15 protein-coding genes are annotated in these 16,382 nt (G+C 52.4%); 10 read left to right on the top strand and 5 right to left on the bottom strand.

What is annotated here, in order from left to right:
• The first annotated feature begins 178 nt into the window (after nt 1-178).
• From BSEL_RS14865 to BSEL_RS14840, 6 genes are all read left to right on the top strand, one after another.
• The gene (locus BSEL_RS14865) at nt 179-1,396 is read left to right on the top strand and encodes an MFS transporter (protein ID WP_013173826.1); all 1,218 of its coding nucleotides are present in this window, start codon (nt 179-181) and stop codon (nt 1,394-1,396) included.
• Between the two features lie 101 nt (nt 1,397-1,497).
• Nucleotides 1,498-1,854, top strand: coding sequence for a group I truncated hemoglobin (locus tag BSEL_RS14860; RefSeq protein WP_013173825.1), 357 nt, complete (start codon nt 1,498-1,500; stop codon nt 1,852-1,854).
• Between the two features lie 221 nt (nt 1,855-2,075).
• Nucleotides 2,076-3,035: a substrate-binding domain-containing protein gene (locus tag BSEL_RS14855; protein WP_013173824.1), complete on the top strand. Its 960-nt coding sequence runs from the start codon at nt 2,076-2,078 to the stop codon at nt 3,033-3,035.
• A gap of 26 nt (nt 3,036-3,061) precedes the next feature.
• Nucleotides 3,062-3,964, top strand: coding sequence for a substrate-binding domain-containing protein (locus BSEL_RS14850; protein ID WP_013173823.1), 903 nt, complete (start codon nt 3,062-3,064; stop codon nt 3,962-3,964).
• A gap of 26 nt (nt 3,965-3,990) precedes the next feature.
• Nucleotides 3,991-4,686, top strand: coding sequence for an ABC transporter permease (locus BSEL_RS14845; protein WP_013173822.1), 696 nt, complete (start codon nt 3,991-3,993; stop codon nt 4,684-4,686).
• Nucleotides 4,686-5,438 carry an energy-coupling factor ABC transporter ATP-binding protein gene (locus BSEL_RS14840; protein WP_013173821.1) on the top strand — a complete coding sequence of 251 codons (753 nt, stop codon included), beginning with the start codon at nt 4,686-4,688 and terminating at the stop codon, nt 5,436-5,438. The genes BSEL_RS14845 and BSEL_RS14840 overlap by 1 nt, the downstream gene beginning before the upstream one ends.
• A 71-nt stretch (nt 5,439-5,509) precedes the next feature.
• Here the strand turns inward: BSEL_RS14840 and BSEL_RS14835 are convergent, their stop codons facing one another.
• Nucleotides 5,510-5,854, bottom strand: a complete 345-nt coding sequence (locus BSEL_RS14835; protein WP_013173820.1) for a general stress protein — start codon at nt 5,852-5,854, stop codon at nt 5,510-5,512.
• Between the two features lie 166 nt (nt 5,855-6,020).
• Here BSEL_RS14835 and BSEL_RS14830 point away from each other — a divergent pair, with 166 nt between their 5' ends.
• Nucleotides 6,021-7,082, top strand: a complete 1,062-nt coding sequence (locus BSEL_RS14830) for an LLM class flavin-dependent oxidoreductase (protein ID WP_013173819.1) — start codon at nt 6,021-6,023, stop codon at nt 7,080-7,082.
• 62 nt (nt 7,083-7,144) lie between these two features.
• On the opposite strand, the gene BSEL_RS17615 is transcribed toward BSEL_RS14830, so the two are convergent.
• Together BSEL_RS17615 and BSEL_RS14815 are read right to left on the bottom strand one after the other, a co-directional pair.
• Nucleotides 7,145-7,663: a CueP family metal-binding protein gene (locus tag BSEL_RS17615; protein ID WP_013173818.1), complete on the bottom strand. Its 519-nt coding sequence runs from the start codon at nt 7,661-7,663 to the stop codon at nt 7,145-7,147.
• Nucleotides 7,664-7,779: 116 nt separating this feature from the next.
• Complete coding sequence (locus tag BSEL_RS14815) at nt 7,780-8,436, bottom strand: phosphatase PAP2 family protein (protein WP_013173817.1); 657 nt, start codon at nt 8,434-8,436, stop codon at nt 7,780-7,782.
• Between the two features lie 265 nt (nt 8,437-8,701).
• Between BSEL_RS14815 and BSEL_RS14810 the strand changes: the two genes are divergently transcribed.
• On the top strand, nt 8,702-10,885 hold the full coding sequence (locus BSEL_RS14810; RefSeq protein ID WP_013173816.1) for an HD domain-containing phosphohydrolase: 2,184 nt from the start codon (nt 8,702-8,704) through the stop codon (nt 10,883-10,885).
• Nucleotides 10,886-10,955: 70 nt separating this feature from the next.
• On the opposite strand, the gene BSEL_RS14805 is transcribed toward BSEL_RS14810, so the two are convergent.
• A complete protein-coding gene (locus BSEL_RS14805) occupies nt 10,956-11,702 on the bottom strand; it encodes a hypothetical protein (RefSeq protein WP_013173815.1) in 747 nt (248 codons plus the stop codon).
• A gap of 90 nt (nt 11,703-11,792) precedes the next feature.
• Here BSEL_RS14805 and BSEL_RS14800 point away from each other — a divergent pair, with 90 nt between their 5' ends.
• The gene (locus BSEL_RS14800) at nt 11,793-13,394 is read left to right on the top strand and encodes a M20/M25/M40 family metallo-hydrolase (RefSeq protein ID WP_013173814.1); all 1,602 of its coding nucleotides are present in this window, start codon (nt 11,793-11,795) and stop codon (nt 13,392-13,394) included.
• A 108-nt stretch (nt 13,395-13,502) separates the two neighbouring features.
• Nucleotides 13,503-14,195 (top strand): HAD family hydrolase, encoded by a 693-nt coding sequence (locus BSEL_RS14795; RefSeq protein ID WP_013173813.1) that lies wholly within the window; start codon nt 13,503-13,505, stop codon nt 14,193-14,195.
• A gap of 83 nt (nt 14,196-14,278) precedes the next feature.
• Here BSEL_RS14795 and BSEL_RS14790 read toward each other — a convergent pair whose 3' ends face one another.
• Nucleotides 14,279-16,213 carry a heavy metal translocating P-type ATPase gene (locus tag BSEL_RS14790; protein WP_013173812.1) on the bottom strand — a complete coding sequence of 645 codons (1,935 nt, stop codon included), beginning with the start codon at nt 16,211-16,213 and terminating at the stop codon, nt 14,279-14,281.
• Between the last annotated feature and the right edge of the window lie 169 nt (nt 16,214-16,382).

The raw sequence follows: 16,382 nt of genomic DNA, 5'->3' as shown, positions 1-16,382 counted from the left end.
GTAAGTCCGTCTGTACCCCGCTTTCCCGTTCAAAACCGGGCTTGCGTCCAAGGCTGACGGACTTCTGACTGGCTGTACTTAAAACAGCTTCAATGCAGGAGATCCTGTGTTTCCATTTGTAATCGCAGGAAAAATAAATGATTGCAATGCCCGATGAACTGAAGAAAGGTGAATGACGATGACAGAGACTGAATCCTTATTTAAAAACAAAACGTTCCTCCTTGTGTGGTTCTCAGGCTTATTTGTGATGCTCGGCTTTTCCATGTTCTTTCTATCTGTTTCCTGGTTTGTCGTGGATGAACTGAACAATCCAGGTCTGTTGGGTGTCGTCTTGATGTCAGTATCCATCCCCCGGGTTGCGATGATGATTTACGGGGGGATCCTCGCAGACCGGATCCGGAAATCACAGATTATGTTCGTGACAAATCTCTTGCAGGCGCTCCTGATGCTCGTTCTCGTGCTCCTTGTGATGTATGACGGACTCACAATTACGAGTCTTCTGATCATCTCTTTTGTGTTCGGTTTTCTCGATGCCTTTTTCTTTCCGGCCGTCTCGTCGATGATGCCGGTTATCGTCACAGGCGTACAGCTCCAGCGGGCGAACTCGCTTTTTCAGGGCTCGACGGAGATGATGTTCATCATCGGACCGCTCGTCGCCGGGGTGCTTTTGACCGTCGGGGGTTTCAACCTGACGTTTGGCACCGCAGGCGTCCTGATTCTTCTCTCAGGGATTCTTGTGTTCCCGCCGTTTTTGACTGATCCGAAACCTGAAAAACGTAAAGAAGTCACCACGGCGATGTATGATTTAAAAGAGGGAATCCGGTACGTCCGCCAGTCGGCGGTACACCGCTCAGGGACTTTGGCGATTGTCATTGTCAACCTCTTTATGATCGGGCCGCTATTGATCAGTTTTCCGATTCTTGTAGAGGCACTGGGCGGGACGCCTCTCGAACTGAGCCTTCTTGAAGCGGGACTTTCCGTTGGTACATTTCTTGCCAGTATCCTGATCGTCGTCTGGAATGTGAAAAAAGGGAGAGGCATGCGGGTATTTGTTTCCCTGATGCTTTCTTTACTGCTTTTGATTGTCTTCAGTTTGCTCGAGAGCCTCGTCTTCCTCGTCATTGCCGTCGCGGTGGCAGGGTTTATGGCGATGTTTGTCTATTTGCCGACGGTTACCCTCGTACAGGAGCGTACGGAAAAACAGAAAATGGGACGTGTCATGAGCATCATTTCCCTGGCATCGAGCGGGTTTGAGCCGCTTGCATTTGCCATCATTGCGATCCTCGTCTCAACCGGTCTGCCGATTCAGACGATCCTCTTTATCACAGGTGTCGCCGGGCTTATCCTCGCGATCGTTCTGACAATCGGGAGCCGGGAGTTCCGGGCCATTGACTGAGTGGAATCCGGATCTCAGTGATCCTAATCACTGAAAGCCACGACAGGACCATTTACACTGTGTGAAGGTTGTATTTGATGCACAAAAGGAGTGGTTCAGGCATGACGACATTGTACGAAACGCTTGGAGAAGAAGCGGGGATCCGGAAGGCTGTAGACCGGTTCTATGAGAAGGTGCTCTCTGACAGCACGGTGAGTCATTATTTTACGCACACGGATATGGACAAGCAGCGGGAGCATCAGACGAAGTTCCTGTCCTTCGCTCTGGGAGGACCGGACAGGTACGGCGGTCCTTCGATGGAGAAAGCTCATGAAGGGATGAACATCCAGGAACATGAATTCGAAGCAATTGCGACCCATCTTGAACAAACGTTGCAAGAACTCGGAGCTGATCAGAAAGCGATCGATGAGGCCGTGGGGAAAGTCGTGGCTCTGAAAGACAGCGTCATCCATCAGTAAAGATCCCGGATTGAACAAAACTGCATAAAATCATATGAACGGGCGGAAGGCTGAACAGCCGGACCGTCCGTTTTTGATTGGCTGAAGAAGGGCGGTCATTTCATAACAGATTCACTCAAAAACATACAAAACAAAATAAAACATAACAAAACCGTATGATTTATGGTAGAATTTCATTAAAACGCTTACAGGGAATGCGGTGGATGGACAGGAGGGGTTCAATGACAGGGAAAGTATATACACCTGATGAAGTGGCCGCGCTGTTGCAAATTTCGAAACAGACAGTCTATGAACTGATCAAACGAAGAGAGCTCGCCGCGTTTAAGGTGGGGAACAAAATGCGGATTGAGGAAAAGCATCTCGAAGCATACAAGACGAGGCAGTCGACGTTTTATGAAGGGGAGGCTGATGGAGCCCAGGATCCTGAACCCGAACCGGTCCTGCATCATTCGGATCAGAAGGCCATTCGCCTGTCAGGCAGTCATGATCTGCTTCTCGAAAAGTTCGTGCAACACGCTTATAAAGACCCGGCGGATCCGCTCTTGATTCAGGCCGGTTATGTGGGAAGTATCGAGGGCGCGATGGCCCTGTACCGCGGGGACGCTGATGTCGCGGCGATGCACGTTTTTGATCCGGATACGAATACTTATAATCTGCCTTTTATCAGGCAGCTCTTCGCATCCGAGGCGGTAACCGTTGTGCATCTTGCCAAACGGAGGCAGGGACTGATTGTGACAGGAGGAAATCCGAAAGCGATTACCGTATGGAAGGATCTTGCACGTCAGGATGTCCGGTTTGTCAATCGGCAGAAGGGAGCGGGGACCAGACAGCTGCTCGATGATCACCTGAATCGTGAAGGGATCCGGGGTCAGGATGTCCAGGGATACGGGGAAGAGGAATGGACGCATTATGCGGCAGCCGCTCACCTTCTGAACGGGAGTGCGGATGTGACGCTCGGGATTGAACCGGTGGCGCGGATGCTTGGGCTTGGATTTATTCCGCTCGTGGAAGAATCCTTTGATCTCGTGTTCAGATGGACAGATGAGAATCGGGAGAACCTGTATCGTCTTCACAAGCGGCTTCAGGATGAGAGGATCAAAGCAAGGCTCGATGACATCCCGGGCTATGATTTGTCCGCGATCGGAACAGTCAGATATACATCCGGTCAGGCACCAATCTGAATCAAAGGGAGCAAGGGGGGAGCGGCGTGAAAACGAAGATCGGATTATTCATTCTTCTCGGAATGGCAACTGCCCTGCCGGCAGCTTGTAGTAACGAAGGTGAAAGTGACCAGCAGGAAAGTCCGGATGAAGACCCCGCTGAAGAGCTGTCACAGGACGACTCTTCCGGAGACTGGCGGGCTGATATTGGCGGGAATATGATCCTTGCCACCACGACGAGTACATACGACAGCGGGCTCCTCGATGGGCTCATTCCCGTCTTTGAAGACGGGACGGGTGTGAATGTCCAGATCATTTCGGTTGGTACGGGTGCCACTCTTGAGATGGGGGAACGCGGGGAAGCGGATGCCCTTCTGACCCACGCACCTGAGGCGGAACAGGAACTGGAAGATGCCGGACATGTCATCAATCGTCATCAGGTGATGCACAATGATTTCGTTATTGTCGGTCCTGTGGATGACCCCGCGGAGACGGCAGGTCTCTCGGTGGATGAGGCATTTGCCAACATTTACGAAGGTGAGCATCTCTTCTATACCCGTGGGGACAATTCAGGAACGCATATGCAGGAGTTGGCGATATGGGAGATGGCCGGTATAGAGCCGGGTTATGACAATTACGAAGAGACAGGTCAGGGCATGGCGGATACCCTTCGCATCGGTGCTGAAAGAGGCGGTTATGCGCTGACGGACCGGGGGACGTATCTTTCCCTTGAGGAGGAACTCGACACCCTCGATATTCTCGTTGAGGGAGACGGGATTCTGTTAAATATTTACCATGTGATGCAGGTTGACCCGGATCACTCTGATCAGATCAATGCCGATGCGGCGGAGGCGTTTGTGATCTTCTTGATGGATGAGGAGATCCAGGAAATGATTGCGGAATTTGGTGTGGATCAATACGGTCAGCCGCTGTTTTTCAGAAGAGAGTAAAATGCTGTTGGATTGAGGTGTAGGAGATGGATTTAGTCTGGTCGGGTCTTGTGGAGGCCTTTCAGATGCTCATGAGGCTTGATGAAGAGGTATTATACATTACCTGGGTGACGATCAAAGTGTGTACCTCATCCATAGTGATCAGTACACTGATGGGCGTGCCTCTCGGGATGCTGATGGCGTTTAAACAGTTTCCGGGAAGGGGGCTGATGATCCTGATTAGCCACGCCGGGATGGGGTTGCCTCCGGTAGTGGCCGGGCTTTGGGTGACGATGTTTCTCTGGCGCTCGGGTCCGTTCGGGGAGCTGCAGTGGCTGTTTACAACCAATGCAATCATCATCGCACAGGTTCTCGTCTCCTTGCCGATTGTCACGAGTCTGACTTACGCAGCCTTCAAGAAGCTCGATCCGAATTTGCTCCTGCAGATCAAAGCTCTCGGACCGACTGCCCTTCAGAAAGTGGGGATGTACATCAGAGAAGCACGCTTTGGCATTATGGCGGCAGTCATGACGGGACTTGGCCGGGTGCTTGCGGAGGTCGGCGCGGCATCAATGGTCGGGGGCAATCTGAAGGGAGACACACGGATCCTGACAACGGCCATGGTTCTTGAAGTGTCAAGGGGCCATTTCCATGTGGCTCTCGCACTGTCGTTTATCCTGATGACGCTCGCATTGACGGTAACCGTGATCCTGCTCAGGGTCCAGCAAAGGAGGATGGCGTGATGAGTGATGCGATACTTGCCTATGAAGGGATCAGCTGCCGGCGGGGCGGTAAAGAGATTGTCAGCCTTGACGGGATTGCCCTGCAGCGCGGAGATCGTCTTGGCATGATCGGTCCGAACGGGGCCGGAAAGTCGACGCTTCTGAAGGGAATGGCGATGCTTGAACCGCCGGATGCGGGCATTGCATATTTTGAAGGAGAGAAGCTCGACCTCGTGAATCCCCCATTGGCAATCAGGCGGCGCTGGGCTTCAGTATTCCAGCACTCGCAGCGGTTTCAGATGAATGTGTTCCGGAATGTGGAGCTCGGGCTGAAGCTGAGGAAGGTATCCAAACAGGAACGGGCTGCGCGCGTGATGCACTGGCTAGAGGTCTTTCAGATTGCCCATTTGGCGAATGAAGACGCAGGGGGACTGTCTGGCGGAGAGGCACAAAGGATGAACCTGGCACGGGCATTCGTCCTCGAACCGGATGTCCTCTTTCTCGACGAGCCGTTTTCCGCTTTGGATTATCCGACGAAAATGGGACTGATTGACGCCCTCGACAGGGTGCTCCAGGAGACAGGAACGACGGCGGTCCTGATCTCACACGATCTGACGGATATCGCGTATTTAACCAATCGTCTCATCTATATAGAGAACGGAAAAGTGTGCAGCCAGGGTCACACAGCGGAATTACTCACTCATCCGCACGGTGAATTGGATGCGTTTTTGAAACCGTGGAAGGATCGCCCGCCGTTTCGACTCGTCAAATAGCGTGTGGCGATTTGAACAGAAGAAGACAGGCAGGCAGAAAAGCGGGCATTGGCCCGGTTTTCTGTGTTGAACTAAAGAATGGAGAATTCAGGCGGGTCCGTCAAGACGAGCACGGTATCCGCTTCTTCGAGAGCTTCAATCAGCGGCAGGGCATCGTCCTCTTCAAATCCGAGTTCACGGAAAAAGGATGCAGCCTTGTCCCTCGAAACCGGAAAGATCCGGTCAACGGCGGTGCCGAGGTTCGTTTCGTTCATGCCGACGGTGACCGCTTCGGGATTTTCCGCAGGGTGTTCAACCCGGTCATCGTGCAGGTAAACGATATAAAGTCCGTCGGTGTCAATGCCTTTGTTCTGAAGTGTTCGAATGGCTGAAATGACGTCTTCTTGGCGTTGATACGACTTTGCAACAGGATCCAATGTATGGTTCCACTCCTTTTATTGAGGTTTATGGATCCCTTTCCCTTTTTTAAGGTTGAGATAACGTGAAATGATCAGTTGATGGCAGGAGCAATTTACTTTTTAAACCACTGCCCAGGCGTCATACTGAATAGGGAATCAAACGGATAAAAAGGAGATGACAGACATGGCAGACTATACCTTCACGAAAGAAAAAGGCCTGGAATTTGGCCTGTACACCCTCGGTGATCATCTGCCGGACCCGAAAAGTGGGAAGCGGATTTCCGCAGGGGAGCGGGTGCGCGAAATCATCGAGCTCGCCAAGCTTGCGGATCAGGCAGGACTCGATTTCTTCAGCGTGGGAGAGAGTCATCAGGAGTATTTCGCCACCCAGGCCCATGCGGTCGTGCTCTCGGCGATCGCCCAGGCGACGAAATCGATCCGCATCGGCAGTTCATCAACCATCATCAGTACGTCCGATCCGGTGCGGGTGTATGAAAATTTTGCAACGATTGATCTGATTTCACAAGGGCGCGCCGAAATCATCGCGGGCCGTGCGTCACGGGTCGGGCTCTTTGAGCTGCTCGGCTATGATATCCGGGACTATGAAGCACTCTATGAAGAGAAATTTGATCTGCTTCTGCAACTGAACGAAGCAACGGGACCGGTGAACTGGCGGGGTGACTACCGCAATCCCCTCAGAGAGGCGGAGATCCTTCCCCAGCCTGAAGACGGGAGAATGCCGGTCTGGCGTGCAGTCGGTGGTACGCCGGCAAGCGCCGTCAAAGCGGGGAAAGCGGGCGTGCCGATGATGATGGCCATGCTCGGCGGGCCGGTGGAGGTCTTTCAGCGGCAGGTGGAGACTTACCGTGACGCGGCGAAGAGTGCCGGTCATGATCCGGACAGCCTCCCTGTCGCCGCCGCGGGCTTCTTCCATGTGGCGGATACCCACGAACAGGCAAAGGCGGAGCTGTATCCGTATATCAATGCCGGGATGCAGCTGACGAACAACCGCGGGTTTCCAGAAGAGGCCTTCGATCAGGCACGGGATGTCCGCTCGGTCATCAATATCGGGAGCCCTGAGGCGGTCATTGAGAAACTGCTTCACCAGCATGAGGCCTACGGTCACCAGCGCTACATCGGGCAGATGGATTTTGGCGGTGTGCCGTTCAGTCAGCTGATGCGAAACATTGACGTTATCGGTGAAAAGATTCTGCCGGCGCTGCGTAAATACACGAAGCCGTCGTAACGGATCTGTTCTTTTAACAGGATAATAAAAAGGCCTCTTCGTTGTCGGAGAGGCCTTTCGTCTTAAAATTGCATGGTTGTGATACACGTATTGTCGCCTTCGAAAGATGAAATCTCCTTCTCCGTGACATTGCCGTCATGCTCGATGGTGACGGTGAATGTCTCATCACGCGGGAGCCAGAAATCGATAAAGCCGCTCTCGAGTGCCTGCACTTCCTCGTCCATGATGACCTGTCCATCGCTATCTTCAATATGGACATGGAACCATTCATTCTTCAGCTCTCCCTGACAACCTGTCAGGCTGTGAATGTCTCAAGGATGGGTGAGTTCATAATAGGGTGCAATCGATACGAAGAATGCATCTTCAGGCAGATCGTAGCGGGTTTCTTCGTCGTCCTCTGACGTGATGATCAGTTCATGGGACGTAATCGCCGCTCTCTCAGACGTTTCAAAGTTGGCGCTGTATTCGTCCACAAGAGCCTGTACTTCTTCTGAAGAATAGGCTTCTTCCTGACCGCAGGCCGCAAGTGAAGCGACGAGGAGTGCGAGCAGACTGAACAGCAAAATGCGCAGTGGTTTCACGTAAGAACCTCCTTTACAGGCATAATCGTTGGTGTACATTCAGTTTATCCGATCATTCAGAGAAAAGAAATGGGGATTAGCCTGTGAATGTGAAGATTGTGTGAAATAATCGAGGGTCACGACGCTTTGCCCGTCTTGCGGATCAGTCTGCGATAACCGTAGAGACTGAATAAAAGCCAGGTAAACCCAAGGAGGAGACCGCCGATCATATCTGTCGGGTAATGCACCCCAAGGAACAGCCGGCTCACAGCAATGGAAAGAATCAAAAAGCCCAGTATCCCTGTTGCGATGAAGGTGGGTCTTTTGGGGTAGCGACCTGTCAAGACGAGGACAATCAGAAAGCCGTAAAAGGCCATCGCACCGGATGCATGGGCACTCGGAAAGCTGAAGCCGGTGCCGTCGACAGTGGCATCGAGCAGCGGGCGTTCACGGCCGACGAGTCCTTTGATGAGCGTTGACCAGACGGCAATACCGACCATGTTGACGGCAAGGGGAACGACGAGCCAGCGGTTGAGTGACGGCACCGTAAGGAGAACAGCAGCGAGTGTGAGAGTCCCGATCGTCAGCACCAGGACGCTGCCGAGATCCGTCCAAACAGCCATGAATGAGACGACCCACGAGGGTGCGAGTGCGGAAAGGGTATTCAGCACCGGTTCATCGAGGGAATACACAAGGCCTTTGAAATAGACGTCGAGGGCAAGGAGAAAAAACGCGATCGCGCCGAGGGCGGCACCGCGGTACATCCGTTGAAACTGCTTGTCTGTGATAGTCATGAGTGCACCTGCTTTCCATTTGATCCTCAAGCTATCGTAGCAAGTTCTGTGAGGAAGAGCAACATGTCGAATAAAACTGAAAATTCGACAAAAAGGGGAGGATCTCCTGTTGGGTATAAAACCATATAGAACAAAAGTTGGATTGAAGATGAAAAATTACTAGTATTTTACGCTGTGTGCGATATAATAGACCTAGTGTACATAGAAGAACAGACATCTTTACCGGACGTTTATACAGAGAGATGAGGAAAAGGAGCGCTGAAAAATGGGTTCAAACAATCATCATGCGAATGCCATCCCCCAACAACAGCTGGCAGACTTTTTGACATACGTACCAGGAGCCATGTATCAGTATCGCCTGACACCGGAAGGAACAGGCGTATTTGACTATGCCAGTAAGGGCATAGAAGAGATGTTCGGCTGTCCGGCAGAAGACGTGATGGCGGATGAGCAGAAGCTGTTTCGGTATATTCACCCTGAGGATCTAGATGATATCCTGGATGAGACGAAGCGGCTCGCAAGGGAAGGCGGTCTCTGGGATATGCGCTTTCGGGTCATGCACCCTGTTCATGGTGAACGGGTCGTTCAGGGGTATTCCCGTCCGGAAACGCTTGACGATGGAACGGTTCGATTTCATGGGCATTTTAAGGATGTCACGGAGGAAGAACAGTATAAAAGACAAAATGAACAGTATCAGAAGAAACTCAATGACAACAGCCGTCTGTTGATATCGATTTTTGACCATATGCCTGCCGGGATTTGGCTTCTTGATAAAGAAGGCAACGTGCGTCTTTCGAACCGGTGGTTTCAGGAACACTATCAGGTAACCGGAGAGGAGCGGTCTGTCTGTCAGCGGGGTGACACGGAGGCCCTTGAGTCGGAGATTCCGATTGTGAAAGAAGAGACGATTCATTTCAGTGACGGGAAACCGCATACGGTGAAGTCCATCAAGCTGCGTCTCACCAATGATAACGGGGACATTGACGGGGTGTTGGGGATCGGTATGGACATCTCCGACTATAAACAGGTCGAAGACGAACTCTTCATTGAGAAAGAGACGCTGAAAACGACGCTCATGTCCATGGGAGACGGTGTGATCGCGACGGATGAAGACGGATTGGTTGTCCTGATGAACCCGATCGCAGAGCGGCTGACCGGGTATACGTTCAAAGAAGCAAAAGGACAGCCCTTTGATAAAGTCTTTTATATCATCGATGAGCACAGCCGTGAAAAGCACGACAGCCTCGTATATGAGATTCTGAAAACAGGACGCACTCTCGAACTCGAGAAAGATACGCTGTTGATGAATAAATACGGCAAAGAGATTCCCGTTGAGGACAGTGCCGCACCGATCCGCAACAGTGAAGGTCAGGTGAAGGGAGCCGTTGTCGTCTTCCGGGATCATACGGCGGAAAAAGAGCGGATTCGCCAGATAGAGTATCTCAGTTTTCATGATCAGCTGACGGATCTTTATAACCGGCGCTTCCTTGAAGAGGAACTGAAGCGGCTGAATACCGATCGGAATTTCCCGCTTTCGGTCCTTGTCATGGATGTCAACGGACTCAAGCTGATGAACGATGCCTTCGGTCATTCGAAGGGTGACGAGCTTTTGAAAAAGGTGGCTCAAATCATACGGCAGCAAACTCGGGCTGATGACATTATCGCGAGAGTCGGCGGGGATGAGTTTACGATTCTCCTGCCCAAGACGAGCATGAAGGAAGTGGAGATTGTTGTGGACCGGATCTCTACAGGCTTAAGCCGTTTTAAAGTCGGCGGGATGCCGGTGACGGCTTCATTTGGCTGGGAGGCAAAGCACCGCCGTGAGGAGCCGACGGAACATATTCTCAAGAAAGCAGAAGAGAAGATGTACCGTCAGAAAGTGGAGAATAAGCAGAAGCTCGCCCAGGAAGCGGTCGAGACGATCATGCGGACATTCTTTGACGGATTTCCGAACGAAGAGGAGCATGCCGAGCGGGTCGGTGTTCTTGCCGAGATGATCGGCTCACGGATGGGCGTGGACCGTCTGAGGCTGCAAGAGCTGAAACTTGCGGGAATTGTACATGATATCGGCAAAGTCGCGCTGCCCTTAGAGATGATGCTGAAGGCAGATGCCCTGTCAGATGAGGAACGTGCGGAAATCGAACGCCATCCGGAAGTGGGGTACAACATCCTGAATGCCGTCAATCACTATGGGAATCTTTCTGAGACGGTTCTCGCACACCATGAGTGGTGGGACGGAAGCGGCTATCCGAAAGGACTGAAGGGGGAGGACATTCCACTGCAGGCGAGAATCATCGCGGTTGCCGAAGCTTACGAGGCGATGACGACGCCGCAGGCATACCGGGAAGCCATGCGAGAGGAAGAGGCACTCCGGATACTGAAGGAACAGGCGGGTAAACAGTTTGATCCGAAGGTTGTAGACGAATTTATTCAAATCCGGGAATCCTGAAAAGACGGCGTTCCGGAGAACATGAAGAAGGCGAACAGGGACGTGTACCCGGTTCGCCTCTGTTTATTCGTCAATCCATCTCTGATAATGCGTCATACATGTCTTTTGCTTCGGCGGACTCGGCCAGGATGCCTGCCTGGTTTAAGAGCACGTAATGAGGGAGGGGCCGTTCTCCGACTTCCTCAAGTCCTTGTTCACCGGGATGAATCACATCGATATCCACCCGTTCCCTCTCGCCCATGAGAGCGGCCAGCTCGTTTTGGATCCGTGAGGCGGGGGGACTGTCCGTATGACTGTCTGAGAGGATCAGGACCTGATACCGGTTTTCTGATACAGGCCGGTAGTAGGCATACAGATCTTCTGGAGTGAAGGGTTTAACGGTGACGGATTCGGCCGTATAAGCAGGCAAAAACCGGGGCTGATAGGTGACGTAGCGAGGCAGTGACGTCGATTCCGAAGTGAAAGACGCTCCGTCACTCAGCTCGGCTGATACGCGCTGGTTCGGGAGAAACCCTTCACCATCTGTCCAATCATCGAAAGTCACCGCCTCTCCGGATGCTCCGATAATCTGTGTATCTGTGGTAAGATGGATAAAATAACTCACCGACTCATACCCTTGCCGCTCATGACGGTTGACATGTGCCGAGAAAGAAGAACCGGTCAGGTCATCGTACTCAAGGAGGATCAGGCGGTTCATGCTGTCAGGCTGACCGGAGACCCTGCCTTCGATGACGGTTTCATCACTCTTCCCATTGGTGCAGGCTGTGCCGAACCCGAGGAGAATGATGGTGAGTATGATGAATCGAAATGCGTACACTTGCAGTCAGCTCCCTTGGCTCTCTTTGTCCATTATTGTAGCAGTCATGGCTGACCGTGCCAAACCCGAATAAAAGGATGTGTTGATGTCATGAATCATGAACCGGTTTTTCAGGATCTTGAAGCGCTCATCGGTGAACTGGTGAGCTGGGACAGTATTACCCATACGAGGGGTGAACGGGATTTTCCCTACCGTCTGCAGGAAAAATTGCTTTCGCTGCCCTGTTTTCAACGGAACCCGGAGCGGGTAAGACTTCACGATGGACCGGACGGCAGGCAGAGCCTGTCTGCGTTATACCGGGCCGAACAGCCTGAGACGGATCAGACGATCGTACTCATCAGCCACTTTGATACGGTGGATACGCGGGAATACGGGGCGCTGTCCCCGCTTGCCTTCGATGCCGTCGCCCTGACTGAGAAGATCAAAGCATCGGACGGGGGATTTGCCGATCAGGTGCTTCACGATGCCAAAAGCGGTGAATACCTGTTTGGCAGAGGCATTATGGATATGAAGGCGGGACTTGCAATACATTTACATATCCTGGAGAAGGCGGCTCAGGAGAAGTGGCCGGTGAACCTGCTTCTCGTGACCGTTCATGATGAAGAAGGGGATTCAGACGGAATGCGCAGCATGATTCCGGTTCTTCATGAACGGGCTAAAGAAGAGGGGCTGACATGGCGTCTTTTCCTGAACGGGGAACCTTCGTTTCCTGTGACAGAAACAGATGAATCACAGTATATGTACACCGGTTCAGCGGGGAAACTGATGCCAGCTGTCGTCGTAAAGGGACAGGGTACTCACGGCGGAGAAGGAGAGAAGGGAATCAGTGCTCCTTTTATGCTTTCGTATGTGACCCGGGAGATGGAATGGAACCCCGTCTTCTCTGAAACCGTATACGAAGAGGAGAATACGCTTCCGGTGACGCTTTCTGCGAAGGATATGAAGAAAGAATACTCGGTCCAGACACCGGCATATATGTACAGCATGTTCAATCTTCTGATCTTGAAGCAGGGACCGGACGAAGTGATGGCCGGTTTCCGGCAGGTTGTGGAGGATGCGATGGCTGCCTGTGAGGCAGACTGGCATCGTAAAATTCCAAAAGCAAAAGGACGGACCATCAGGGTCATGACATATGAAGAATTGGCAGCTTATGCCGAGGAACATGCCGATCCTTCGGTCCTCGCACAAGGCATGCAGCGGATTGCGGCAGATGCCTCCCTTGATTTGCGGGAGCGGTGCATGAAGCAGACGGAATGGCTCATCAGCCTCTGTCCGGAGCTTGGGCCGGTGGCAGTCTGTCTGTACGTTCCGCCATACTATCCGGCGGTAAACAGCTCTGATTCCCCGCTCATTCAACGCATTCAGCGTGCGGTGTACGAGGCAGGGGAAACGAACGCACGGCCTTTGACACACCGGCATTATTTTAACGGCATCAGTGATCTGAGCTATGTTCAGGCTGTGGAAACGAGCCGGATGGCCGAGGCGTATGTGCGAAACATGCCCCTTGATGACTCGGTTTATCACATTCCCTTTCGTGAGATGGCAGAGCTTGACGCACCGGTGTTTAATCTGGGCCCGTTCGGTAAAGATCCGCATCTGGTCTCGGAGCGTCTTCACAGGGAGAATGCGTTTCATGAAACACCGCGGCTGATTACCGCCGTTATTCAGGCTGTCATAGCGGAGACGGATTAGTCGGGCCGTTTTCCTCTTGCATATTGTGGAAAATGAGATACGATGGATAATGAGAACAGTTCAGAAGCCGTCACGGTGACGGCGAACAGAAAAACGAGGTGAAGAACAATGGCGATCGTGACCGTTGATTTTGACGGGACCCTCTATCAGGGGGATTCATTTAAGGCAATGTTCAAAGCGGGCAAGAAGCATTTCGGCTGGCGTCAATGGCTGACAATGGGTGTTGAAGTGGTCGCGTCGCTCTTTGTTTGGCTCTTTCAGAACAAGCAGGCCATGAAGATGCGTTTTTTCAGGGGCTTTGCGATGACCTTTAAGGGCATGACGACCGAAGAGATCAATTCGTTCTTCAGGGATTTGGCGGGCAGTGACTGGGACAACGTCAACATTGAACTCGTGGAGAAATTAAAAGAGCACGAAAAAAGAGGAGACAGGCTGGTGATTCTCTCCGGGGCACTCTATCCGTTTCTCGAAGCCTTCCGTGAGCTGTTGGATGTGGAGGCAGATATCATCAGTACAAGACTCGGCTTTACAAAGGACGGTGTCTGTACCGGGGAAATAGCCCGCATCATCAACGGGGAAGAAAAGGTCACCGCCCTGAAGGCCTGGCTCAAAAAAGAAGGGCTTGAACCGACCTTTGGCGAGTCGGATCTGTATACGTGGGCGTATGCGGACAGCGAAACGGACATTCCGCTGTTTGAATATGTGCACAGACCGGTTGTTGTGAATCCCGATGAACAGATGATGTCGATTGCCAGGGAAAAACGCTGGCCGATTTTTGACGAGGCACTGGCCGATTTATAACATCAGACAAAGAGAAAGACCGGCGCTTATCCGATGGTGGAGAGCGCCGGTCTTTTTGACCGTTTCAGGCCCTGCGGTGGTGATCAGTGGCCCTTTAACAGCCTGAGGCCGTTCAGGATTACAAGGATAGTACTGACTTCATGACCGATCACCCCGAGGGGCAGGGTTAGACTCTGAAAGAAGTTCGCCGTGATCAGGACGAGGATGACGCTGATGGAGAAGATCAGATTCTGGATAATGATCCGGTTCATCCGCTTGGACAGGGTGACAGAGAGATCAATTTTACTGAGATCATTCTTCATCAGGACGAGGTCGGCGGTGTCGATGGCGACATCTGTCCCCGATCCCATGGCAATGCCGATGTCTGCCTTGGCAAGAGCCGGGGCATCGTTGACGCCGTCCCCGACCATGATGACGGAATCGTAGCGCTCCTTCAGCCGGGCGACTTCATTCACCTTATCTTCCGGGAGACTTTCAGAAAACCAGCTCGATACCCCGGCTTCTTCGGCGATGACTTTGGCGGTCTGTTCCTGATCGCCCGTGATCATGACGGTGTCGATACCATTTTTATGCAGGATGGCGAGAGTTTCCATCACGCCGGGACGGATCTGGTCTTTAATGGCAAAAGCGGCGGCGAATGTGCCGTTTTTTGCTGCGCAGACAATGGTTTTTCCTTCAGACTGCCACGATGCGATTGTGTCGGTCGCATTGGCATCCAGGTGTTCGGCACCGAGCTGTTTCATAAGTGACAGACTGCCGATGTGCCAGTCGCTACCGGCGATCCGGCTTTTCACACCGAACCCGGTCAGGTCGTCGACGGATTCAGGAGCCGGCACTTCTCTCGATTGCAGGTTATCTTCGGCATACGTCACAAGGGCCTTTGCTAACGGGTGGTTTGACTGCTGTTCCACGGCCAAAACGGCAGCGAGGATGTTTTGTTCATCTGAGGGACAGTGGAAGTCCGTGACTTTTGGCGTTCCTTCCGTGATCGTCCCTGTCTTATCAAAGGCGATGACGTTCGCTTTGGAGAGCTGTTCCATGAAGACGCCCCCCTTCATCAGTACGCCGTTTCGTGCTCCGGTGGAAATGGCTGAGAGCATGGCGGGCATGACAGAGGCCACGATGGCACAGGGTGAGGCGACGACGAGCAGGACCATCGCGCGGTAAAAGGCGTCGGTAAAGGCCCAGTCCAAAAAGAGATAGGGTACAGAGAAAAGCAGGACGGTGGCGAGTAGGACACTGATGACGTACGGTCCTTCAATCCGTTCAATCCAGCGCTGTGTTTCCGGGCGCTCAGCCTTGGCCTGTTTGACCAAGCTGATCATTTTCTGAAAGAGGGAATCCTCGTTACGGCGGGTGACCTCAGCCGTCAGTGTCCCGTTGCCGTTCATGGCCCCGTTAAACAGTTTACTGCCGCTGGATTTCTCAACAGGAACTGCTTCACCGGTCAAAGCGGATTCATCGACGGCGGATGTGCCGCTGATGACAGTGCTGTCCACCGGGATCCGTTCGTTTGAGCGGATCATCACCCGGTCCCCGATCTGAACATCGTCAAGGGGTGTGGGTATCAGGTCCCCGTTCTCTCCGATTACTAGAGCCGTATCCGGGGCCATGGACAGCAGGGAAGAGAGGTCTTTTTCACTTTTTTGCATCGTGTAGGTCTCAAGGGCACCGCTGACAGAGAAGATAAAGATGAGTATCGCCCCTTCTTCCCAGTAGCCGATGGAAGCGGCCCCGATAGCGGCCAGCATCATGAGGATCTCGGCATTGAGACGCCGGTCCATGACGAGATCCGTCACGCCCTCTTTCGCCTTATAGTAGCCGCCGATGGTATAGGCCAACAGAAACAGCACAATGGCCACGGCAGACGCGTCCATCCTGTCCATAATGAAGCCGGCAACGAGAAACAATCCGCCTGCACCGGCGAACAGAAGCTCTTTATGTTTGTTCAGAAACCGCCAAACAGGGATTTGACCAGCCTGGTTATTCTTTGCCTTCAGGGTATGTTCAGTAGCCATTACGCATCACCTCTCTTTTGTTTGATTATACCATGAGGGGAGTGCGGTTACCAGTTACAATTGAGAAAATTATTTTTAATTGAGAATGACAATCACTATCGGATGTTGCAATGGAGGTAATTGATAGGAGTTATCAATTATACTTATGATAATTATTATCAACAGAAAA

The sequence above is a fragment of the [Bacillus] selenitireducens MLS10 genome (assembly GCF_000093085.1).
Lineage (GTDB): Bacteria > Bacillota > Bacilli > Bacillales > Salisediminibacteriaceae > Salisediminibacterium > Salisediminibacterium selenitireducens.
The sequence above is the reverse complement of the archived record's forward strand: the minus strand, read 5'-3'. Positions and strand labels throughout refer to the sequence as shown.